The organism is Streptomyces sp. NPDC059037 (assembly GCF_042740015.1).
Lineage (GTDB): Bacteria > Actinomycetota > Actinomycetes > Streptomycetales > Streptomycetaceae > Streptomyces.
Window position 1 is genome coordinate 18,317 of sequence record NZ_JBHYIG010000047.1, and the last position, 22,132, is coordinate 40,448.

Genomic DNA, 22,132 nt, shown 5'->3' on the forward strand with positions numbered 1-22,132 from the left:
CCGATCATGCCTGATCGTGCTCGGCTTCCGGATGGGGTTCGCCGGTGACGTAGCCGTGCAGGCAGCCCGATGCCGCGAGCATGGCGGTCCCCCGCCCGGTCAGGGCCGCGAGGCGTTGCGCGATGGCCGCGCGCAGGGCGTCGGGGCTGCCCGTCTCGCGCAGCCCGTCGAGGACGGACTGGATCTGGGGCAGGGGGTAGTGGCCCTGCCGGAGGATGCTGACGATGCGGGCGTCGCGTACGTCGGTGGGGCCGAACCAGCGGTAGTGGGTGACCGGTTCGCGCTGCGGGTGCAGCAGGCCCGCGGCCTCCCACACCCGCAGCGCCGAAGTACGCACGCCCAGGCGGGCGGCGACCTCGCCGATCCGCAGGCGCGGTGCGTCGGAGGCCTGCGGGGTGTCGTCCGGGGTCTCCTTCGCGACGGCTTCCAGCGCCTCGCCCGCCGCCTGGAGGGAGCGCCGCTGCTCGTGCAGTTCGACATGGCCCGCGTCGATGAGGGTGAGGGCCAGGGGGAGGTCGTCGGCGTGCACGGCCCGCATGATCGCCTGGGCGGTGTACAGGCCGTACCCCGGCACGAGCGCGCGGTAGGCGAGCAGGGCGCGGCGGTGGCGCGTGTCGAACCTGCGGTATCCGGCGGGCGTGCGCGGGGTGGGCGGCAGGATGCCCGCGTCGGCGTAGTTGCGGATCTGCTGGGTGGAGACTCCGGCCGCCCGCGCCAGGTCGACGGGGCGCAGTGCCGTTTCGGCTCGGCTCATCGATCGACCTCTCCTTCGCGCGGCCCGGAGGCATCACCGAGTTGAAGGTTAGCGGCACGGATTCTCACTCGTACAGGCAATCCAACCGCAAAAGTCTCAAGTAGGACTTCAATGGAACACTTGAAGGCATGGATGCCAGCACCGTCAACGCCGACTCGATCCGCATCAAGGGCGCACGCCTGCACAACCTCAAGAACGTGTCGCTCGCCGTCCCCAAGAACAAGCTCGTCGTCCTCACCGGGCTCTCCGGCTCCGGCAAGTCCACGATCGCGTTCGACACCCTGCACCGGGAGGGCCAGCGGCAGTACCTGGAGTCGCTCGGCCTGGTCACCACGTTCGTCAGCAAGCCGGCGGTCGACTCGATCACCGGTCTCTCCCCGTCGATCAGCGTGGACCAGCATCTGACCAACCGCAGCCCCCGGTCGACGGTCGGCACGGTCACCGAGGTCTTCACCTATCTGCGTCTGCTGTGGGCGCGCATCGGCCACCGCCCCTGTCCGGCGTGCGGGCAGGACGTCCCGCCCGCCTACCACGTGGACGGTGACGAACTCTGGGGCGACGAGACGTCCGCAGGCGAGTCCGCCGACGGCGAAGTCCCTTCCCTGCCGTGCCCGCACTGCGGGAGGGCCGTCCCCGGCATGGTGATGGGCACCTTCTCCTTCAACAAGCCCGCCGGCGCGTGCGCCACCTGCACCGGCATCGGCACCGTGTTCCAGGCCGATGTGCGCCGCCTGGTCGACGACGGGCTGAGCGTCGCGGCGGGGGCCGTGCTCGGCTGGCTGCCCGTGCTGACCGCGCGCAACGTCCCGGTCCTGCGGGCCGCGGGGGAGCACTACGGCTGCACCTTCGACGCGGACACTCCCGTACGCGAACTGGGCGACGTACAACGCGACTTGCTGCTCCACGGCGTCGAAAGCGACGCGTTCCGCCGCCACTTCCCGGGCGTCGAGCCGCCGGCCACCGTGGCGCGCGGACGTTTCGAGGGCGTGGTGACGGCCGTGCTGCGCCGGTACGCCGAGCGCATCGATGATGCCGCCTACCGCGAGAAGACGGAGAAGTTCCTCGTCAACGACGTCTGCCCGGACTGCCAAGGCACCCGGCTTCGGCCGGAGAGCCGGCAGGTCACCGTCGCCGGTCTCACCATCGTCGACGCGGCACGGCTGCCGCTCGACGAGCTCGCCGAGTGGATCGGCGCACTGCGCGGCCATGTCACCGACGACGAGGCGTGGCAGGTCACCGAGCCCATCGTGGACGATCTGCGGGAACGCGTGCGGCGTCTGATCGACGTCGGCGTCGGCTATCTGACCCTGGAGCGGGCCACCCCCAGTCTCTCCGCGGGCGAGGCCCAGCGCCTGCGGCTTTCCTCGCTGCTCGGTTCCGGGCTCACGGGCGTGCTGTACGTCCTGGACGAGCCGACGATCGGGCTGCATCCCGCGGACACCGCACGACTGGTCGGCGTCCTGCGCCGGCTGCGCGACCTGGGCAACACGGTCCTGGTCGTCGAGCACGACCTGGACGTCCTGCGGGCGGCCGACCATGTCATCGACGTCGGGCCCGGTGCGGGCCGCGACGGCGGGCGCATCGTCGCCGCGGGGTCGCCGCAGGAGGTGGCGGCGACCCCTGGTTCGGTCACCGGCGACCATCTGTCGGGGCGCCTAGCGATGCCGCTGCCCGCGGCCCACCGGCCGAGCACCGGCAAGGAGTTGGTGATCCGCGGGGCGCGGGCGCACAACCTCAGGGACGTCACCGCGCGGCTTCCGCTGGGGCGGCTCATCGCGGTGAGCGGCCCTTCGGGATCGGGCAAGTCGTCTCTGGTCCTCGACATTCTGGGCCGTGCGGCGCGGCAGCGTTTCCACGGTGCGAGCGAGGCGCCGGGCGCGCACGACGGGATCGACGGCTGGGAGCACATCGACAAGGTCGTCACCATCGACCAGCAGGCGGTCAGCCGGGTGCCGCGGTCGAACGCGGCGACGTACTCGGACGCGTTCACGCCGATCCGCGAGGCGTTCGCCGCGAGCGCCGACGCACGGCAACGAGGGCTGACCGCCGGGGACTTCTCCTTCAACGTGGCGGGGGGCCGCTGCGAGCGCTGCGCGGGCGCGGGGGTCCTCACGGTGCAGATGCACTTCCTGCCCGACGTGGAGGTGCGCTGCCCTGCCTGCCGGGGCCGCCGCTTCCGGGCCGAGGTGCTCGGTGCGCGGTACGGCGGTCATGACATCGCGCAGGTCCTTGAGATGACCGTCGACGAGGCGCTCGCCGTCTTCGAGGCCGTGCCGGGCGCGGCCACCCGGCTCCAGCGGATGTCCGACGTCGGCCTCGGCTATCTTCAGCTCGGGCAGCCCGCGACCACCCTGTCCGGCGGCGAGGCCCAACGCGTCAAGCTGGCCAAGGAGTTGGGCCGCCGCGCCACGGGCCGCACGCTGTATCTCCTGGACGAGCCGAGCACCGGCCTGCACGCCGCCGACACGGCACGGCTGCTCGGCGTGCTGCAACGCCTGGTCGACGCGGGGAACAGCGTCATCACCATCGAGCACAACCTCGACGTCATCCGCGCCGCCGACTGGGTCGTCGACCTGGGTCCCGAGGGCGGCGCGGCGGGCGGCGAGATCGTGGCCGAGGGCACCCCGAAGGAGCTCACGCGGGTGAGCGCGTCGCGGACGGGGGCGTTCCTGGACGGGGTGTGACGTACCTGGAAGTCCGGCAACTGCCCGCTGCCGTGACCGAGTTCACCGTCGCGGCCTCTTGTCTCCCGAGTGACAAGAGGCCGCACCATGTGTGTCCATCACCCGATGGCCTTCCGCGCACCTTCGGGCGGTATCTTCACCGAACCTTTGTCCCCCGCGCGCAGGGAGCACTCCATGGTCAACGGATCGATGCCGCCCGCGGGCATGGCCTCGGCCGGCACTCCGGCACCCCTGAGCGCCCCCGCAGAGAAGTCGCACGCCGCGTTCAGCGCCTTTCCCTCGGGCCTGCACGACCATGTTCGGCCGTATCTGGACGACATCACCGCGGAGGTGGTGCAAGCCATACGTACGGAGATACCGGAGTACGCCCGGCCGACGGACAACACGTACATGCACGTCGTGAACCGCGGTGTGGAGCAGGCCCTGCAGGGATTCCTCGCCCGCATGGCCCACCCGGACACCGACTGGGAGTCGGTGAAGGCCACCTATCAGAGCATCGGCAGGGGCGAGGCGGACGAGGGGCGCAGCCTCGACTCGTTCCAGTCGGCGCTGCGGCTCGGCGCGCGGGTGACGTGGCGCAGGGTCAACGCCCTGGTCGACGCCGACCTGTTGCCCCGGCATGTGCTCGCCGCCTTCGGCGAGGCGCTCTTCCTGCACCTGGACGAGATGGCCGCGGCGACGACCGCGGGCTACACCGAGGCCCGGCTGCACGCGGCCGGTGAACTGCAGCAGCGCCGGGACCGGCTCATCGGTCTGCTCACCGCCGATCCGCCGGCGTCCGCAGAGGCCATCGCCGATCTCGCGCAGAGCGCACAGTGGCCCATCCCGCGCGAGGTGGCCGTCGTCGTCATCGACCACGCCCTCACCCCCGAGACCATCCGGCCCATCGTGCCGCCGGAGTTCCTCGCCCGCTTCTCCGAGCAGCCCGGCTGTCTCGTCGTACCCGACCCGGAAGGACCCGGCCGTGCCCGCACGATCGCGGCCGCGCTGCAGGGGCTGCGCGCGGTGATCGGCCCCACGGTGGCGCTGCACGAGGGGGCGCGCTCGCTGCGCTGGGCGCTCGACGCCCTGGAGCTCTCCCGGCGCGGCATCCTGCCCCACGCGGGCCTCCTGCACTGCGCGGACCATCTGGCGACGCTGCTGCTCTTCCACGACGAGGCGCTGATCGACGCGCTCGCCCAGCGGCATCTGCTGCCGCTGCGGGAAGTGCGCTCGCCGCAGCGCGAACGCCTTGCGGAGACGCTGCTGTGCTGGCTCCGGTCCGGGCACAACGCGAGCGAGGTCGCCACCCGCCTCGCCGTCCACCCGCAGACGGTCCGCTACCGCCTGCGGCAGCTGGACGAGGTCTTCGGCGACCGGCTGCACGATCCGGCCGCGCAGTTCGAGATGCAGCTGGCCCTGCACGCGTTGAGCCTGCGGCCGGCCGGCGCCTGACGTTCGGCTGCCGACGCGTGACGTTCCACTGATGGCGCGTGACGTTCCTGATGGCGTGTCACGTGTACGTGGTACGTCGCGGTGAACGCCATGCCCATCACCCGGACGCGCGGCAGCGGCGGCCGCCCGGCTACGACGTCTCGCCGTAACGTCCCCTTCGCCCCGATTGCCCTGCCGTCAGGTGAAGGAGAGTTCCTACGTGCGTGCCCGTCTCATGGCCGCTTCCCCCGTCCGTGCCACCCTGCCCCGACTCGTCGCCCTCTTCCTCCTCCCCCTGCTGACCACGCTGAGCACCGCCCTGCTCGCCCCGGCGCACGCCCACGCGGACGTCCGGGTGCCGCAGGCGGCGTCCGTCAGCACACTGCTCGCCCCGCATCCCACCGCGGACGAACCCTGCACCAGCAAGGACCCCGCGGTCTGCCTCATCCGGCAGATGAGCCCGGAGGAGCGCGAGCAGGCCCGCGAGACCCGGCTCCGCTACCACCAGCTCCTGGACACCATGGAGGCGGTGGCGGACCACATGCACGAGGAGGGCCGCTCCGACGAGGAGATCGCCCGCGTCCTGGTCGACATGCGCAACCAGGCCAAGGACATCACCCGTGCCGGGATGACCCCCGAGGCGGTGCAGGCCCTGGAGCAGCGGAACATGGAGAAGTACGGCAACCCGCTGGGCCCGACCGCCGACCAGCAGTACGCCAAGTACGGCAGCTGGGCCAAGGTCGTCGAGGCGTCCACCCGCACCAGCGCCGCCGTCGACCAGGAACTCGGCATCCCGCCGCGCGGCTGACCTCCATGATCCTGCGGGACTACGACCACCACGGCCGGACGTGGGAGCTGAACCCCCGAACGGGGCTCCTCTCCCCCGCGTCCGGCCGTTGCCACGGCTTCGTCCACGTGGGCGCGGAGGTGGCGACGGCGCTGTACGCCGACGCGGAGACCCTGTGGCTGCAACACGGCGAACACCGCTGGAACTGCGCCACGGTGACGGTCCATCAGTCGACCCAGGCGCACGGCACCCGCCTCTTCACGGTCGAGGACGCCCGGGGCACGGCCCTCGAACTCCCCTACCCCGCACCGGACTCAGGCCCTTTCGACCCGACGTACGACTGGATCGACGCGGAGGCGGACGACTTCTACCTCTGGGCGGCGGGCCGCCTCGCGGACGGTGACGCGACGTCGTACATCACGCTGTTCACGCACTTCCGGGCCGGATTCCTGCCGTCCTGAGCCGCCTGCTTCAGCTCGCCTGCCCGGCGGTGCGGCGCCGCTCGGCGCGGTGGTCGAGCGCGTCGACGATGCGTTGCCATGCCGGTGACGCCTCGGAGATCCGGGAAGAGACCAGCTTCAGGTACCCCGGCCGGCTGCCGTCCCGTTCCTGTTTGATCTCCCACGCGTCCAGGTCGTCGATGAGCCGGTCCAGGCGTGGATCGTACGGATCCCATTCGGCTGCCTGATCACAGGCGAGAAACAGGCGCGTGGTCTCCGGGTCGTCCAAGGCCGCGTTCTTGTCCCGTATCCGCTCCGGCATGACGTGCGGATCCAGCGCCTGCATCAGGATCCACGCGTCGCGCTCTAGCAGCACCCTGCGTTCGCTGACCCCGAGGCCGCGCATCCGGTCCAGGACGGCGACCACCTCGGGGGGCAGGACAAGCCTTTCGCCGCTGTCCAGTTGGGCGATCCGGCGGCGGTATTCGGTGAGTTGGCCGATCTTGCGCCGCAGTTCCGCGTCGATGTCGGTGACGGCCGCGGCGAATTCGGTCGGCTGCGCGTGCAGCAGCGCGTCGATTCGGGCCAGTGGCACCCCCGCATCGGCGAGGGTTCTGATCCGGATGAGATCCACCGCCGCCTGCGCGCTGTACCGGCGGTAGCCGGAGGCATCGCGCTCGGGCTCGGGCAAGAGCCCGACGTGGTGATAGTGGCGGACGGTGCGCACGGTCACTCCGGCGGTCGCCGCGAGCCGGCTGATCGTGAGCACCGTCCTCCTCTGGTCTACGTGAAATGTGATCGGGCCGATTCTAGAGGCGGGCCGCGCGGTCGATGACGTCGCGGATCGCCTGGGTCACGGCATCGGGGCGGTCGAAGCAGAGTCGGTGGTGGGCCGTGTCGGAGAGGATGCGCTGTTCGCCGTGCGAGACCCCGCTCACCAGGGCAGCGTCCATTCTCGTGCGGCCGTCATGCATCGCTTGCAACGTCCGCTCCGACATCAGCCCCTTCTGGCCCGGGTCGGTGCCGACCACGGTGAGCGCTACCACCGGGACATCGGGAAGGTCCGGCCCGGCCCGCAGTTCGGTGGCGAGTTCGGCCAGCTTGCCGCGCTCGGCGATGCCCACGTCGGTCCATGCGTCGCTCACCTTGGCATCGACCAGCGTCTGCCGCAGCTGCTCCGGGTCGTCCGCGTGCAGCTCGGCGTACATCTCGCGCAGGACCGGGCGCATCTGTTCCAGCTGCTCCCGACCAGGTGCCATCCGCTCGACCGCGGCCAGAGACACCTCGGGCGGCATGAAGTCGTCCCAGTCGCGGTGGAAGGCGTCCAACGCGACAAGGCCCGCCACGTCCTGCGGGTACAGCTGGGCGAACCGATGCGCGTAGAAGCCGCCGAGGGAGTGCGGCACCAGAACGTAGGGGGCGGCGATGTGCTGGGCACGCAGCAGGTCGCGCAGTTCCGTGGCGACCGCGGCGGCGGTGCGCGGCAGCGCAAGGGCATCGCTGAAGCCCGTGCCTCCGCGGTCGTACACAACGGCGGTGGTGAACTGCGAAACTGCCTGCTGAACCCCGAAGTAGTCCAGTCCCACCGCGCCGGCGCCCGGCAGAAACACGACGGCCGGTCCGCCGCTGCCCGACCGGTGCACGAAGATGCGGCGGCCTTCGATCTCCTGAAACCCTCCGATCGGCGGGGCAAGCCGAGCCGAGGAAGTGCTGTGGTTCGTCATGCGCCCAGGCTCCAACCCTGACGCAGGGGCAGGGTCAACCCCGTCGGCGAGACGAGGGCGCGTCGTGGGTGTGTTGTCGTCGTATTCGACAGAGTTGGAGTCTCCGATGATTCGATCGGACAGTGCCGTGCAACGGAACACGGCTGCCTCGGAGGTGTCGCAGTGATCGGGCAGTACGTGTTGGGTCTTCAAGAGGTGGACGAGACGCAGGTCGCCGTCGTCGGCGGCAAGGGCGCGCACCTGGGCGAGCTGTCGCGCGTCGACGGCATCCGCGTGCCGAATGGCTTCTGCGTGACGACGGACGCCTTCCGGCGGATCATGGCGGAAGCGCCGTCGCTCGGTGAGCGGCTCGATCAGTTGTCGCGCCTGGACCCGGACGACCGGGAGGGGATCCGCACGCTCAGCGCGCAGATTCGCCGGACCATCGAAGGGATCGCCATCCCGGGCGATCTCGCGGCGGCGATCACCGGAGCGCTCGGCCGGCTCGGCGAGGAGGCCGCCTGCGCCGTCCGGTCCAGCGCGACGGCGGAGGACCTGCCGACGGCCTCCTTCGCCGGCCAGCAGGACACGTACCTGAACGTCGTGGGGCCGTCGGCGGTCCTTCGGCACGTCAGCCGTTGCTGGGCCTCGCTGTTCACCGAGCGTGCCGTGACCTACCGCCGGCGGAACGGCATCGACCACCGTGCGGTCCACATGGCCGTGGTCGTGCAGCAGATGGTCTTCCCGGAAGCGTCCGGCATCCTGTTCACGGCCGACCCCGTCACGGGCAACCGCAAGGTCGCCACCGTGGACGCCGGCTTCGGCCTCGGCGAGGCCCTGGTCTCCGGCCTGGTGAACCCGGACGTCTTCACGGTGCAGGACGGTGCGGTCGTCGCCAAGGCGATCGCCGCCAAGCAGCGTGCCGTTCGCGCCCTGCCGGCCGGCGGTACGCAGGAAGTGGCGATCGACCCGCCGCGGCAGGAGCGGCCCGCGCTGACGGATGCCCAGGTCGTGTGGCTCGTACAGCTCGGGCGGCGGATCGAAGCGCACTTCGGCCGCCCGCAGGACATCGAATGGTGCCTGGTCGACGACGGCTTCCAGATCGTTCAGAGTCGGCCGATCACGACGCTGTTCCCCGTCCCCGTCCCCCCGGGCGGCGATCAGGAGAATCACGTGTACGTCTCCGTCGGTCATCAGCAGATGATGACCGACCCCATGAAGCCCCTGGGGTTCTCCATGTGGCAGCTGACGGCCATGGTGCCAATGCACGAGGCCGCAGGGAGGCTGTTCGTCGACGTCACCCGGCGCCTGGCCTCGCCCGCGAGCCGCGCCGCCCTCCTGGACGTCATGGGGAGAGGCGATCCGCTGATCAGGGACGCTCTGGAGACCGTCATCGACCGCGACGATTTCATCCCGACGCTCCCTGACGCGGGCCCTGGCGGGCCCCCGGTCGGCGGCCCGCCCGCCCCGACCGAGGCGGATCCGGCCATCGTCACCGAGCTGATCGAGCGCAGCCGGGCATCCATCGCCGCCCTGGAGCGCGACATCCGGACGAAGAGCGGACCGGCGCTGTTCGACTTCCTGCTCGAGGCCTTCGAGGAGCACAAGCGAATCCTCAGTGATCCGCTGAACTTTCAGGCGATCATGGCGGGGATGGAGGCCACGTGGTGGCTCAACGACCAGCTGCAGGAGTGGCTGGGCGAGAAGAACGCGGCGGACACGCTCACGCTCTCCGCCCCCGACAACGTCACGTCGGAGATGGGCCTTGCGCTGCTCGACGTCGCGGACGTGATCCGACCGCTTCCGCAGGTCGTGGCCTTCCTTCAGGGCGTCGAGGACGAAGGCTTCCTGGACGAATTGGCGAAGCTCGCGGGCGGCGGGACCGAAGCGCGCGACGCCATCGAGTCCTACCTCGACCGGTACGGCATGCGCTGCGTCGGCGAGATCGACATCACGAGGCCGCGCTGGCGCGAACGCCCCACCACGCTCGTTCCCGTAATCCTCGACAACGTCAGGAACTTCGAACCGGGCGCCGCCCAGCGGCGGTTCGAGCAAGGACAGCAGAGGGCGCTGCAGAAGGAACAGGACGTGCTGTCCCGCCTGCGGGCCCTGCCGGACGGGGAGCAGAAGGCCGACGAGACCAAGCGGATGATCGACCGGGTCCGGAACTTCATCGGGTACCGGGAGTACCCGAAGTACGGCATCGTCAGCCGCTACTTCCTCTACAAGCAGGCCCTGTTGGAGGAGGCCGAGCGGCTCGTGCAGGCAGGCGTGCTCTCCGAGAAGGAGGACAGCTTCTACCTCACGTTCCAGGAACTCCACGACGTCGTGCGCTCGAACCAGGACCAGGTGGATGACCGGCTCATCAAGGAGCGCAAGGAGGCGTTCAGGTCGTATCACGCGCTCACCCCGCCCCGGGTGCTCACCTCGGACGGTGAGGCCGTCACCGGGGCGTACCGGCGCGACGACGTGCCGGCCGGCGCCCTGATCGGCCTGCCGGTTTCCGCCGGGACCGTCGAGGGACGGGCCCGCGTCATCCTGGACATGGCGGACGCCGATCTCGAAGCGGGCGACATCCTGGTCACGCCTTACACGGACCCCAGCTGGTCGCCGCTGTTCGTCGGAGTCTCGGGCCTGGTGACGGAGGTGGGCGGCCTGATGACCCATGGCGCGGTGATCGCCCGGGAGTACGGTCTGCCGGCGGTCGTGGGCGTGGAGCAGGCCACCCGGCTGATCCGGGACGGGCAGCGGATCCGTGTGCACGGAACCGACGGGTACGTCGAGATCGTGGCTTGACCGACTACGCCGAGGAGTTGGCCGGGCATGCGGGGGTTGCCCCGGCATCCGTGTCGTCTCCGGTCCGTTCCGCCGCCGCCGTGGGCTTCGGCGCGGTGGGTTCGGGCAGTGTGCGGAACAACAGCCAGCTCAGGGCGGGCATCAGGATCAGTGGTGTCAGAGCGGTACGCAGGGAGGTCGCGTCGGCGACGCTGCCGATGAGAGGGCTGACCAGGCCGCCGACGCTGACGGTCAGCCCGAGGGTGATACCACTGGCGGTGCCGACGCGTGTGGGCAGGTAGTCCTGGCCGAGGGTGACCTGCAGTGAGAAGGGGACGTACAGGCCGGCGGAGGTCAGCGCCACGAACACGTAGATCGCCGGGCCGGGGATGAACACGATCCCCGCGACGGCGGCGATCGTGAGGAGGTACGACCAGCGGGCGACAGTGACCCGGTCCCAGCGGTTGGCCAGGTTGCCGCCCAGCACGGAGCCGACCGCGCCGCCGAGATAGAGCACGACCAGCGCCGCGGTGCCCGCTGCCGTACCGCCTCCCAGACGCTGCTTGGCGTAGAGCGAGATGAACGTGCTCAGGCCGATGAAGACGACGGACCGGCAGACCACGGCCAGCGACAGCTTCACGAACGACGCCCTGTCGTCGGCGCCCGTCGCAACCGCGGTGCCGGAGCCGCCGCGTACGGTCTTCTCCAGTGCGCGCAGGACAGGCAGGCACAGCACGCTGCCGGCGAGGGCCGGCAGCACAAGCAGCGGCGACAGGCGCAGACCGCCGGAGGCGACGACGGCGGTGACCATGAGCGGCGCGGCGGCGAAGCCGAGGTTGCCCCCCAGGGAGAACCAGCCCATCGCGCTGTGGCTGCCCTCGCTGACGAGCCGCGCGACGCGGGCGGACTCGGGATGGTAGGCGGCGACCCCGACACCGGACACCGCCACGAACGCCAGCGTCAGAGCGTATGAACCACTCAACCCGCTCAAGGCGATGCCCAGTCCGCCGAGGATCGTACTCACCGGCAGGAGCCAGGGCATGGCCCAGCGGTCGGTGAGCGCGCCGAACACCGGTTGCGCGACCGAGGACAGCAGAGACGCGGTGAGCACGACGCCCGAGACCGCGGCGTAGCTGTAAGCGCGCTCGGCGACGAAGAACGGGACGAGCGACGCGACAGCGCCTTGGTAGACGTCGACGCAGGCGTGGCCGACCGACAGCATGATGATGGATCTGTTCCTTGGCACATCGCCATGGTCATCGCCGAGCAACGTGTCGCGCTTCCGATAAACTGCCGATCAATGACGGAAATCCGCCACGAGCCGGTAGCGCCGACCCGCACCCAGTGGCTGGCCCCGGGGGCCGCCATAGACGCCCACCGCCACGACGACCACCAGATCGTCTACGCGGGCCGGGGCGTGCTGGCCGTGACGACCAGCACGGGCTCGTGGATCGCGCCGGGTACGCGCGCCATCTGGGTACCGGCCGGCACCGTGCATGCTCACCAGGCCCACGGCGAACTCGCGCTGCACCTGGTGGGTCTGCCCGCGAGTGACAACCCGCTCGGCCTGGACGAGCCGACCGTGCTGGCAGTCGGCCCCCTCCTTCGTGAACTGATCCTCGCCTACACGCGCACCCCGCACGACGACGGGCCCGAACGTGGGCGGCTGCGGGCCGTGTTGCTCGATCAGTTGCGGGCCTCGCCCCAGCAGCCCCTGCACCTGCCCAACCCGACCGCCCCTCAGCTGAAGGCGGTGTGCGAGATCCTGCGCATGAATCCGGCCGACGACCGCACCCTGGCCGCACTGGGCAGGGAGGTCGGCGCCGGCGACCGCACGCTCTCCCGCCTCTTCAAGGCCGATCTCGGCATGACCTTCCCGCAGTGGCGCACCCAACTGCGCCTGTACCACGCCTTGGTCCTGCTCGCCGAGAACCTCCCGGTGACCACCGTGGCACACAGGTGCGGCTGGTCGTCCGCCAGCGCGTTCATCGATGCCTTCCGCCGTGTCTTCGGGCACACTCCAGGAGCACATCGGCACCGCTAGCCGGACAGATTCCGTTTCGCCGGATGCCGAAGTCCCCTAACCCCGTGGCCGGTCGTTCCGGTGATGCCTTCCCGCACGGGCCAGCGCGTCCTCGGCCTGGGCAGCCAGGTCGGTCACGAGGTCGGCCGCGGACGGCACATCGGTGATGAGGTCGACGGCCTCGCCCGCCCAGACCGGCAGGGGTGGAATCGCCCCTCGTGCCACGTCGTCCTGGTACTCCTGGCGCGCCTTCGCGTCACCGGCCAGCTCGGCCTCCCGGCCGCGCCACCGGTCGAGATAAGGGTGGCTCAGTACGCGGGCGGTGTACCGGTCCGTCGACCAGCCCGCGCCGCGGGCGATGTCCAACACGCCGTTGCGCTCGGTGTCCTGGCCTCGGCCTTCGATGATCGCCGTACGGATCGAGGGGGCGACAAGGGCCTCGGTGGTGGCCTGGAAACGTGTGCCGATGAGCGCTCCGGCCGCGCCCAGGGCGAGCGCCGCGGCCACGCCCCGGCCATCGGCGATCCCGCCTGCCGCCAGCACCGGTACGGGCGCCGCGAGATCCACCACGAGCGGCACGAACGGCAACGTGGACCGCCCGTGCCGCGCACCGTGCCCACCGCTCTCGGTCCCCTGGGCCACGATCACATCGGCCCCCACCTCCACGGCTCGCCTCGCCTCATCGAGGTCGGTGACCTGAACCATCAGTACCGCGTCGGACCGGCGGATCCGGTCGACGAACGGGCCCGGGTCGCCGAAGGACAACATCACCGCGGCGGGACGGAACTCCAGCGCGCGCTCCACCGCGTCGACTTCGGTCCCCCAGGTCAGAAAGCCGACTCCCCACGGTTCGGCAGTTCCCTCCGCGACGATCGCCAACTCGCGCTCCAGCCAGGGCCGTTCCCCATGGCCACCGCCCACCATCCCGAGCCCGCCCGCCCGGGAGACGGCTGCGGCCAGCGCGCCGCCGGCCGAACCGCCCATCGGCGCCAGCACGATCGGGTGCCGTACGCCCAACAACTCCGTCAACTCCGTCGACAACGCCATGGCCCCATCATGGCTCCCGTCCCGGCGGACAGGTTCAAGTCCCTTGGCGCAGACCGCTGTCCGGCGCGAGGACCCCCAGGCCGAACAGGTCGACGACGTGGTTGGGACGCGGGCTTCCTGCTCAACTCGGGCGCGCTCACCCCGGCGCCTGCACTGGTACCGGGCCATGCCGTTCAATCCGCCGGGCCGCCTGGCCGAGGTCACCGTCCCGACCCTGTGCGTCCCGGGCGACAGCGACCCCGCGCTCGGCCGTACCGGCGCCGACTCACCCGCAGGTTCGTGACCGGCCCGTACACCGTGCACACCCTGACCGGAGTCGGACACTGGATTCCGGAGGAGGCCGCCCACGAGGTGGCCGGCCTCCTGCGCACCCACCTGGCCCGCTGACCCGGCTGACACCACCGTCCATCGGTCCGCTCACGACCCCGTACGCCACTCCCGTTCGATCTTCCGCATCAGTGCCGGGTACACGATCAGGTACCGGAAGGGTTTGATCGCGGCCATGTAGGCGGCGCCGAACAGGCCGTTGGGCTTCACCAGGACCGCCATCTGGCCCCGGTGGCCGCCGGACCCGTCCGGGACCCAGCTCATGTGCAGCACGGTGTGCACGGTCCCGTTGGCCAGCTCCGCCGCCCACTCGTCCGCCAGCAGGTACAGCGGGGTGAACGGCAGCGAGGCGAACTACCGGCCCTGTCGGGGCGTCCCGCAGGTCCTTGGGCAGGCGGTTGCGCAGCGAGGCCACCCGGGTGCCGATGCCGGACTTCGGGCGGTCCCAGCCGAGCACCTTCCCGATCTTCCACCGGGCCGCCCAGAGCACGCGCGCGGCGAGCGGGGCGCCGTCGGGGAAGTTCCCGGAGACGGTCTGTGAGACCAGGCGGGGGAAGTCGTCGGGGCCGCCGGGCGTGGGCAGCGCCCACACGTCCTCGACCTGGAAGTCACGGGTGAGTTCGTGGATCCGCCAGGGGCGTTCGGTGTGTGCGGCCTTCGGCAGTCTCATCCGGGTACCTCCGGGTGGTGGACCGAGCACGTGTACGTACGTTAAGCCTCAGGGCGAGATCGCGCCCAGGAGCGCTCTCGCGCAGAGGTCCCGCACCTGTTCCCTGGGCAGTTCCGGCTCCTCGAGCCACTCGAGGCAGACGGCCACCATGAACGCGAGCCAGCCGCGCACGGCCAGGCGCAGCGTGGGCAAGTCGTGTGCGGTGGCCGCCGCTTCGGGGTCCGCGGCCAGGGCCTCAAGGATCTGGTGTTCCTGCGCCGCGAGGCTCTCGCGGTAGACCTTGCGCGCGGTCGGGTCGCCCGTCGCCTGCGCCCGGTGGAAGGCGCGGAAGCCCTCCGCATGCGCCTCCACGTACGAAAGAAACGTGTCGAGGCCCGTGGTGACCTGCTCGCGGACCGGGATCCCCGGCACCGCTGCCGTCAGCCGCAGCATGCGCCGGCTCTCGCGCTGCACGACGGCGGCGAAGAAGTCGCTCTTGGTCGGGAAGTAGTGGTACAGCAGGCCGCGTGAGACACCGGCGATCTCCGCCACCCGCTCGACCCATACGTCGTCGTACGGATTCTCCGCGAAGAGCCGCGCCCCCGCCGTGAGCAGTTGCTCGCGCCGCTCCTCGGTACTGAGTCTGCGGCGCGTGCGTTCCTGCGGTTTCGCGGCCATGGGAGCACCTTACTTGACGTGGATTCAATAAGGGGACCAGACTGAAACGCCTTATTGAATCCGCGTACAACAGGCTCGACGAGCGCGTGGCACAAGGGAGATGGCACTCATGGCGCAGTTGTCTCAGGTGGCGGAGCCGGCGGGTGCCCCCATGCCGAAGGGGTTCCGCAGTGCCGAGCTCGGGTGGCCGCGGCTCGACCTCGTTCCGCATCCGCCGCGCCGCGTGCCCCTGATCGGCGATGTCCTCGGCGCCAACGTGCGTACGCCCGTGCAGGATTCGATGCGGATCGGGCGGGCCCTGGGGCCGATCTTCCGCCGCAAGGCCTTCGGCAAGGAGATCGTCTTCGTCTGGGGTGCCGAGCTCGCGGCGGAGCTGGCCGACGAGTCACGGTTCGCCAAGCATGTCGGGCTCGGCGTCGCCAATCTGCGGCCGCTCGCCGGGGACGGCCTGTTCACCGCCTACAACCACGAGCCCAACTGGCAGCTGGCGCACGACGTCCTCGCGCCGGGGTTCAGCCGTGACGCGATGGCGGGCTACCACCCGCTGATGCTGGACGTCGCCCGGCAGTTGACGGCCCGCTGGGACGAGCGCGAGGCGGCGGGCCGGTCCGTGGACGTGCCGGGCGACATGACGAAGCTGACCCTGGAGACGATCTCCCGCACCGGGTTCGGGCACGACTTCGGGTCCTTCGAGCGGTCCCGGCCGCATCCGTTCGTGACGGCGATGGTCGGCACGCTGTCCTACGCCCAGCGCCGCAATGTCGTGCCGCCCGCGCTCGCCCCGCTGGTGCTGCGCGGTGCGACGCGGCGCAACACGGCCGACATGGCCTATCTCAACCGCACCGTCGACGACGTCGTCGCGGCACGGCGCGCGGCGCCCGGCCAGGGCACCGGCGATCTGCTCGACCGGATGCTGGAGGTCGCCCACCCCGAGACCGGCGAGCGTCTTTCCGCCGAGAACATCCGCCGCCAGGTCATCACCTTCCTGGTCGCCGGGCACGAAACGACGTCGGGCGCCCTGTCGTTCGCGCTGCACTACCTGTCGCGCTCCCCCGAGGTCCTGGCCCGCGCACAGGCCGAGGTCGACGAGATCTGGGGTGACGTGGCGGAACCCGCGTACGAGCAGGTCGCCAAGCTGCGCTATCTGCGCCGCGTCCTCGACGAGTCGCTGCGGCTGTGGCCCACCGCCCCCGGCTTCTCCCGCCAGGCCCGGCAGGACACGACGCTCGGCGGCGCACATCCGATGCGCGAGGGGGCCTGGGCGCTGGTCCTTGCGACGCTGCTGCACCGTGACCCGAAGGCGTGGGGCGAGCACCCCGAGACCTTCGATCCGGACCGGTTCGCGCCATCCGCCGTCCGGGCCCGGCCCGCCCATGTCTTCAAGCCGTTCGGCACCGGCGCCCGTGCCTGCATCGGCCGTCAGTTCGCGCTGCACGAGGCCACGTTGATCCTCGGTCTGCTGCTGCGCCGCTACGACCTGCACCCCGATCCGGGCTACCGGCTGCGGGTCGCCGAGCGTCTGACACTCATGCCGGACGGGCTCACGCTGCGGCTCAGCCGCCGGGGCGGGGCCGCGTGAGCGCTCCGCGGGGGGTGCGGCATGCGTCTGCGGGTTCGTCGTGGCTGGTCGCGCCCACGCGGCGGAGCCGCACATGTCACAGCCCCGCGCCCCTTTCGGGGCGCTGCTGACCCGCAGCGGACTTCGGCACGACCGCCTAGAACCGCGATTGTCAGACCCATGCGCAAGAGTGGAAGGTCCACCGGTGCCACCGCCGGCCGGACCGACCCGCGCTAAGGAGCTCTGCCATGACCAGCACGCCGACCCCGGAACTGGCCGCCGCCCAGGCCTGCTTGCGGCTGCTGCACACCGCACGTGCGGCCCTGACGGGTCCCGTCCCCACGGCCGCCGCGGCCTCGCTGCTCGCCGGACCGATGGCGGAGGCCGACGAGGCGCTGCGCCGCGCGGGCCTGACGGGCAACGAGGCAGAGCTGCTCGCAAGGATCTACGACCTCGATCCGCACCCTCGCACGCGGTCCGGGGACGACGGCTCCACTGTCCCCGGCTCCCCCGTCACCGGGTCGGCCGTCTCCAGCTCTGCCTCCACTTGACCCTGTCAGCTCGGCTTCCACTTGAACTTGTCGCCGCCCACCCAGTGCACGACCTCCGGATCATCCGCGTCGTGCACGACGACGCCCGCCCGGGCGGCGACCTCCAGTACGTCGACGAGCCCCGTGGCCTCGCCGACCACCTCGCCGTCGATCTCCACGATGCGGAAGGGGGGCCGGCCGGGATTGACGCCAAGGACCGTGATCCGAGGATGGGCCACATGGAGGTTCGCGCTTTCGGTCATGCCTGGAGACTGCCACGCTCCGGCCCGGTCATGACCTGCCCATTCGGCCGCTCGGGCTACGCACCCGTGGGCTCGGGCCGCCCGATCAGCCGCTCGGCCGCCGAGCGCGCCGAGGCGAGCGCGCCCCCACGGTCCGCGCCGCGCTGACCCAGGACGACACGGGTGCTCAGGCCGTCGAGCAGCGCGAGGAGTTCACCGGCACGGCCCGCGGCGTCGTCCACCGTGAGGACGCCCCGCTCCGCGCCCTGGGTGAGCAGCGCCTCCAGGTCCTGCTGCCAGCCGTGGTCCAGTTCGTCCTGCGCCGTGCGGAGCGGTTCGTTCGCACCGGCGCGCGCCCACAGCTCGATCCACAGCATCCAGCGGGGGTCGCGCGGCCCCGCGGGCAGGTACATCCGCAGGAAGCGGTCGAGTTTGCGGGCCGGTGCCGTCCGGCCCGCGAGCAGCGCACGGCGTTCCTCGGCGAGCGCCGCCTCGCTCCAGCGCAGCGCCTCGAGGAGCAGGCGGTCCTTGCTGCCGAAGTAGTACAGGATGTGCCCGCCGCTGGTGCCCAGGCGGTCGGCAAGCGCGGACATGGTGAGCGCCGCGAGGCCGTTCTCGGCGATCGCCGTCATCGCCTCCTCGAGCATCCGGTCCCGCGCGACCTGCCCGTCCCGCCGTCGTGCCACGCCTGCTCCCGTTCCGGTTCCCGCGTCCCGCTCCACGTCCTCGAGCCTAGCCGGGGAGCCTATCCGGGCCGTTCCCCGTCGATTTCGCGCAGGGTCTTGACGTCTCCCTGACCCGTGCCTCATTTTGAATGCCATTCAAAGTTATAGAACGGCATTCAAAGTCTGGGTGCCGGAGAGCGAGGTGCCCGCATGGCAAGACAGGCAACGGGAGTCACCAGCGACGAGGTGTTCCGCGTCGAGACCCACGGCATCGACCCGATCCCCGACGCCGACCGGCACGGCAGCGCCAAGGATCTGTTCTGGCTCTGGTTCGGCTCCAATCTGACCTTCACGTACGTCATCAACGGCGCCCTCGCCGTCAGCTTCGGCCTCAGTTTCTGGCAGGCCACCGCCGTGGTCGTGATCGGCGGTCTCGCGTTCTTCGTCATCAGCGCGGCGGGCCTCAGCGGCATCCGCACCGGCACCGCGACCCTGGTCATCTCCCGGGCGGCCTTCGGAGTCCTCGGGAACTGGCCCGCCGGGCTGCTCAACTGGGTCGTCTCCATCGGCTACACCATCGTGAACACCGTGGTCGGCACGCTCGCCCTTGAGGCCCTCTTCACCGACCTCGGCTGGACGGGCGGCGGGGACGCGGCGCGTGGCCTCGCGCTCGCGGTGACCCTCGTGATGACCTTCGCGGTGGCCATGTGGGGGCACGCGACCGTGCAGCTCGCCGAACGCTGGATGGCGTACGTCCTGGCCGCCGGATTCGGGGTGCTGCTGCTCTTCGTGCTGCCCGACGCCGACTTCGGCGCCGCATCGGGCGGCGGCGCGGGCTTCTCCGGCTGGACCTGGGCGTTCGTCGTCATGCTGGCCGGGCCGTTCTCGTATCTGCCGATGCCCGCCGACTACACCCGCTATCTGCCCCGGGACACCTCGCTGCGCTCCATCACCCTCACCGGCGCGCTCGGCGGCTTCGTCTCCTCCGTCGCGCTCGGCGTCGCGGGGGTCGCGGCCGCCACGCAGGCCGACATGACGGACGCGGTCGCGGGCGTGGAGAAGCTGCTCCCGGGCTGGTTCCAGGCGGTGTTCCTGCTGCTCGTGCTCGGCGGCTCGGTCACCAACTCGATCCTCACGCTCTACTCCTCCAGCCTCAACCTGCAGGTGCTCGGCATCCCCTGGAGCCGCGCGAAGGCCATCGTCATCAGCATCGTCGTCACGGCGCTCGGCTCGCTCGGCGCGCTCTTCCTTACCGACTTCACCGAGTCACTGCTCAGCTTCCTCTCCCTGCTGATCATCGTGTTCGCGCCGTGGGGCGGGGTGTTCCTCGCCGACATGCTGTTGCGGCGCTGCCGCTACGACACGGGCGCGCTGCACACCACCGGGCGCGACGGGGCGTACTGGTACCGGGCCGGATTCCACCCCGCCGGGATGGCCGCCCTCGTCGCCGGCATGGCCTTCGCCGCGCTGACCTGCGACTCCGAGCTGTGGACAGGACCCCTGGTCGCACCGCTCGGCGGCGGCGACCTCACGCTCATCGGCTCGGTGGTCGCCGGGCTCGTGTACTGGGCGCTCGCCCGCCGCGGTATCCCCGCCGCCGCCCCGGCTCCCGCCTCCACTTCGGCCTGAAGCACCCCTTGCCGGCGCACGACACGCACCACCATCCGCACCACCCCAGGAGTTCACCCCTCATGACCAGCACCGTCCCCGGCCCCGCCGACCTCGTCCTGCGCAACGCCCGTATCCACACCGTCGACCCGGACCTCCCGTCGGCAGAGGCCCTCGCCGTGCGGGACGGGCGCATCGTGTGGCTCGGCCCCGACGGGGACGCGGACTCCTGGACCGGCGATGCCACCCGGGTCGTCGACGGGCGCGGACGTCTTGTCCTGCCGGGCTTCATCGACGCCCACAACCACGTACGCCTCGGCTCCGACGACGCCTGCGTACAGCTCGCCGGGGCCCGCACCCTCGCCGAGATCCACGACCGCATCCGCGCCTGGCGCGACCAGCACCCGGACGCCGGCTGGATCGAGGCCGAGGCCTTCGACTACTCGGCGATCCCCGGCGGCCGCATGCCGAACGCCGCCGATCTCGACCCCGTCACCGGGGACACCCCGGCCTTCGTCCTCAGCTACGACGTGCACACCGCCTGGCTCAACACGGCCGCGCTGCGCCGCCTCGGCGTGGACCGCGACCGTACGTCGCTGGCGTTCGGCCGCGCCGAGACCGACCCGGAGACCGGCGAACCCACCGGTTTCATCAAGGACTTCGCGGTGAAGGGGCTCTCCCGCGACGGCCACCGGGCGCTGAACGAGCTCGGCGTGCCGTGGGCCTCGCCCGACCGGCAGTACGGCCGTCTGGCCAAGAGCCTGGACGACGCGATCGGGTACGGCATCACCACGGTCGTCGAGCCGCAGAACTCACTGGACGACCTGGCGCTCTTCAGCCGCGCCCGGTCGGAAGGGCGGCTGCGTTCGCGCATCGTCGCCGCGCTCTTCCATCCGCGCGGGACGACCGACGCGGACCTGGACGACTTCGCCGCGGCCGCGCGGGACTTCGCCGACGACCGGCTGCGGGTCGGCCCGCTCAAGCTGTACATCGACGATGTCGTCGAGCCGCGCACGGCCGCTCTCCTTGAGCCGTACGCCGGGTGCGGGCACCACCGGGGCGACACGTTCTATCCCCCGCACGAGTTCGCGGAGCTGCTCGCCAAGCTGGACGCCCGCGGCTTCCAGTGCTTCGTGCACGCCACGGGCGACCGCGGCATCCGCACCGTCCTGGACGCCGTCGAGCACGCCCGCTCCCTCAACGGCCCGCGCGACGCCCGCCACCAGGTCGTCCACGTCGAGTGCCTGGACCCCGCCGACACGCCGCGCTTCGCCGAGCTCGGTGTCGTCGCCTGTATGCAGCCGCGCCACTGCGCCCCCGAGATCGCGGGGCCCGGCAAGGACTGGGCCGAGAACGTCGGTGCCGAGCGCTGGCACAAGGCCTGGCCGATGCGCAGCCTGCACGAGGCGGGTGCGGTGCTCGCCCTCTCCAGCGACTGGAACGTCGCCGAGATGGACCCGATGGCCGGCATCTACACGGCCCTGACCCGCCGCCCCCTCGGCGGCGGCGACGCCTGGCAGCCGGGCGAGACGCTGGACGTGGAGACCGCGATCCACGGCTACACGATGGGGTCCGCGTACGCCAACTTCCTGGAGGCCGACCGCGGCTCCCTGACCGTCGGCAAGCTCGCCGACTTCGTCGTCCTGTCCCGCGACATCCTGCGCGTACGCCCCGAGGACATTCCCGGCACGCGTGCGGAGCTGGTCGTGGTGGGCGGTGAAGAGGTGCGGTAGCAGCGACGCGCCGCCGGATGTCGAAATCCGGCGGCCCGTCCCGACGTACCTTCCGAGATCCGGGCCGCACCGGACTCGCACCACGAGGAAGGACCGGGACATGCTGCTGGAGAACAAGGTGGCCGTGCTGTACGGGGCCGGAGGGCCGATCGGCGGCGCGGTGGCGCGCGCCTTCGCCCGCGAGGGCGCGCGGGTCCACCTCGCAGGACGCACCGGCAAGACACTCGACGCGGTCGCCGACGCGATCCGCGCGCAGGGCGGCGTGGCGGAGACCGGCGTCGTCGACGCCCTGGACGAGCAGGCCGTGGACAGCTACGTCGACGGCATCGCCGCGCGCGAGGGGCGCATCGACATCTCGTTCAACGCCATCGGGTACGGCGATGTGCACCAGCCGCTGGCCGAGATCGCCGTGCGCGACTTCCTCCGGCCGATCGCGAACGCGATGCGCTCGCAGTTCCTCACCCCCCGGGCCGGGGGGGGGGGGGCGGGCCGCGCCCGCCGAGCGGTCGCAGCGCA

General features: G+C 71.3%; 20 protein-coding genes and 1 pseudogene. 12 read left to right on the forward strand and 9 right to left on the reverse strand.

Annotated features, from left to right (window positions below; all coding sequences use genetic code 11):
* Nucleotides 1-4 precede the first annotated feature (4 nt).
* On the reverse strand, nucleotides 5-754 hold the full coding sequence (locus ACFWY6_RS13075) for a MerR family transcriptional regulator (RefSeq protein ID WP_384688617.1): 750 nt from the start codon (nucleotides 752-754) through the stop codon (nucleotides 5-7).
* Nucleotides 755-882: 128 nt separating this feature from the next.
* Here ACFWY6_RS13075 and uvrA point away from each other — a divergent pair, with 128 nt between their 5' ends.
* The 4 genes from uvrA to ACFWY6_RS13095 all read left to right on the forward strand — a co-directional run bounded on the left by uvrA (nucleotide 883) and on the right by ACFWY6_RS13095 (nucleotide 6,099).
* Nucleotides 883-3,438: an excinuclease ABC subunit UvrA gene (gene uvrA / locus ACFWY6_RS13080; RefSeq protein WP_384688620.1), complete on the forward strand. Its 2,556-nt coding sequence runs from the start codon at nucleotides 883-885 to the stop codon at nucleotides 3,436-3,438.
* Between the two features lie 174 nt (nucleotides 3,439-3,612).
* Nucleotides 3,613-4,872, forward strand: coding sequence for a helix-turn-helix domain-containing protein (locus ACFWY6_RS13085; protein WP_384688623.1), 1,260 nt, complete (start codon nucleotides 3,613-3,615; stop codon nucleotides 4,870-4,872).
* 199 nt (nucleotides 4,873-5,071) lie between these two features.
* Nucleotides 5,072-5,659 carry a hypothetical protein gene (locus ACFWY6_RS13090; RefSeq protein WP_384688626.1) on the forward strand — a complete coding sequence of 196 codons (588 nt, stop codon included), beginning with the start codon at nucleotides 5,072-5,074 and terminating at the stop codon, nucleotides 5,657-5,659.
* A gap of 5 nt (nucleotides 5,660-5,664) precedes the next feature.
* A complete protein-coding gene (locus ACFWY6_RS13095; RefSeq protein ID WP_384688629.1) occupies nucleotides 5,665-6,099 on the forward strand; it encodes a hypothetical protein in 435 nt (144 codons plus the stop codon).
* Between the two features lie 10 nt (nucleotides 6,100-6,109).
* On the opposite strand, the gene ACFWY6_RS13100 is transcribed toward ACFWY6_RS13095, so the two are convergent.
* Nucleotides 6,110-6,847: a MerR family transcriptional regulator gene (locus ACFWY6_RS13100; RefSeq protein ID WP_384688631.1), complete on the reverse strand. Its 738-nt coding sequence runs from the start codon at nucleotides 6,845-6,847 to the stop codon at nucleotides 6,110-6,112.
* A gap of 40 nt (nucleotides 6,848-6,887) precedes the next feature.
* Nucleotides 6,888-7,802 (reverse strand): alpha/beta fold hydrolase, encoded by a 915-nt coding sequence (locus ACFWY6_RS13105; RefSeq protein ID WP_384688633.1) that lies wholly within the window; start codon nucleotides 7,800-7,802, stop codon nucleotides 6,888-6,890.
* Between the two features lie 162 nt (nucleotides 7,803-7,964).
* Here ACFWY6_RS13105 and rph point away from each other — a divergent pair, with 162 nt between their 5' ends.
* Nucleotides 7,965-10,577, forward strand: a complete 2,613-nt coding sequence (gene rph, locus ACFWY6_RS13110) for a rifamycin-inactivating phosphotransferase (RefSeq protein ID WP_384688636.1) — start codon at nucleotides 7,965-7,967, stop codon at nucleotides 10,575-10,577.
* 4 nt (nucleotides 10,578-10,581) lie between these two features.
* On the opposite strand, the gene ACFWY6_RS13115 is transcribed toward rph, so the two are convergent.
* Nucleotides 10,582-11,802 carry an MFS transporter gene (locus ACFWY6_RS13115; RefSeq protein ID WP_384688639.1) on the reverse strand — a complete coding sequence of 407 codons (1,221 nt, stop codon included), beginning with the start codon at nucleotides 11,800-11,802 and terminating at the stop codon, nucleotides 10,582-10,584.
* Between the two features lie 54 nt (nucleotides 11,803-11,856).
* Here ACFWY6_RS13115 and ACFWY6_RS13120 point away from each other — a divergent pair, with 54 nt between their 5' ends.
* Complete coding sequence (locus ACFWY6_RS13120; protein WP_384688642.1) at nucleotides 11,857-12,600, forward strand: AraC family transcriptional regulator; 744 nt, start codon at nucleotides 11,857-11,859, stop codon at nucleotides 12,598-12,600.
* 36 nt (nucleotides 12,601-12,636) lie between these two features.
* Here the strand turns inward: ACFWY6_RS13120 and ACFWY6_RS13125 are convergent, their stop codons facing one another.
* The gene (locus tag ACFWY6_RS13125) at nucleotides 12,637-13,626 is read right to left on the reverse strand and encodes an NAD(P)H-dependent flavin oxidoreductase (protein WP_384688645.1); all 990 of its coding nucleotides are present in this window, start codon (nucleotides 13,624-13,626) and stop codon (nucleotides 12,637-12,639) included.
* 43 nt (nucleotides 13,627-13,669) lie between these two features.
* On the opposite strand from ACFWY6_RS13125, the gene ACFWY6_RS13130 reads away from it, so the two are divergent.
* The gene (locus ACFWY6_RS13130; RefSeq protein ID WP_384688648.1) at nucleotides 13,670-13,909 is read left to right on the forward strand and encodes a hypothetical protein; all 240 of its coding nucleotides are present in this window, start codon (nucleotides 13,670-13,672) and stop codon (nucleotides 13,907-13,909) included.
* Nucleotides 13,910-14,043: 134 nt separating this feature from the next.
* Here ACFWY6_RS13130 and ACFWY6_RS13135 read toward each other — a convergent pair.
* Together ACFWY6_RS13135 and ACFWY6_RS13140 are read right to left on the reverse strand one after the other, a co-directional pair.
* Nucleotides 14,044-14,623: pseudogene (locus ACFWY6_RS13135) on the reverse strand (DUF2867 domain-containing protein).
* A 48-nt stretch (nucleotides 14,624-14,671) separates the two neighbouring features.
* Nucleotides 14,672-15,280 carry a helix-turn-helix domain-containing protein gene (locus tag ACFWY6_RS13140; protein WP_361828167.1) on the reverse strand — a complete coding sequence of 203 codons (609 nt, stop codon included), beginning with the start codon at nucleotides 15,278-15,280 and terminating at the stop codon, nucleotides 14,672-14,674.
* Between the two features lie 100 nt (nucleotides 15,281-15,380).
* Between ACFWY6_RS13140 and ACFWY6_RS13145 the strand changes: the two genes are divergently transcribed.
* A complete protein-coding gene (locus ACFWY6_RS13145) occupies nucleotides 15,381-16,859 on the forward strand; it encodes a cytochrome P450 (protein WP_384688652.1) in 1,479 nt (492 codons plus the stop codon).
* 227 nt (nucleotides 16,860-17,086) lie between these two features.
* Nucleotides 17,087-17,389: a hypothetical protein gene (locus ACFWY6_RS13150; RefSeq protein ID WP_384688656.1), complete on the forward strand. Its 303-nt coding sequence runs from the start codon at nucleotides 17,087-17,089 to the stop codon at nucleotides 17,387-17,389.
* A gap of 5 nt (nucleotides 17,390-17,394) precedes the next feature.
* Here the strand turns inward: ACFWY6_RS13150 and ACFWY6_RS13155 are convergent, their stop codons facing one another.
* Nucleotides 17,395-17,631, reverse strand: coding sequence for a hypothetical protein (locus ACFWY6_RS13155; protein WP_266874195.1), 237 nt, complete (start codon nucleotides 17,629-17,631; stop codon nucleotides 17,395-17,397).
* Between the two features lie 56 nt (nucleotides 17,632-17,687).
* Entirely contained in the window at nucleotides 17,688-18,257 is a 570-nt protein-coding gene (locus ACFWY6_RS13160; RefSeq protein WP_360777777.1) for a TetR/AcrR family transcriptional regulator, read from the reverse strand.
* Nucleotides 18,258-18,485: 228 nt separating this feature from the next.
* Between ACFWY6_RS13160 and ACFWY6_RS13165 the strand changes: the two genes are divergently transcribed.
* From ACFWY6_RS13165 to ACFWY6_RS13175, 3 genes are all read left to right on the forward strand, one after another.
* On the forward strand, nucleotides 18,486-19,904 hold the full coding sequence (locus tag ACFWY6_RS13165; protein ID WP_384688660.1) for a purine-cytosine permease family protein: 1,419 nt from the start codon (nucleotides 18,486-18,488) through the stop codon (nucleotides 19,902-19,904).
* 62 nt (nucleotides 19,905-19,966) lie between these two features.
* The gene (locus tag ACFWY6_RS13170) at nucleotides 19,967-21,616 is read left to right on the forward strand and encodes an amidohydrolase (RefSeq protein WP_384688663.1); all 1,650 of its coding nucleotides are present in this window, start codon (nucleotides 19,967-19,969) and stop codon (nucleotides 21,614-21,616) included.
* Between the two features lie 100 nt (nucleotides 21,617-21,716).
* The coding region (locus ACFWY6_RS13175; protein ID WP_384688666.1) for an SDR family oxidoreductase at nucleotides 21,717-22,132 on the forward strand (416 nt) is incomplete at its 3' end.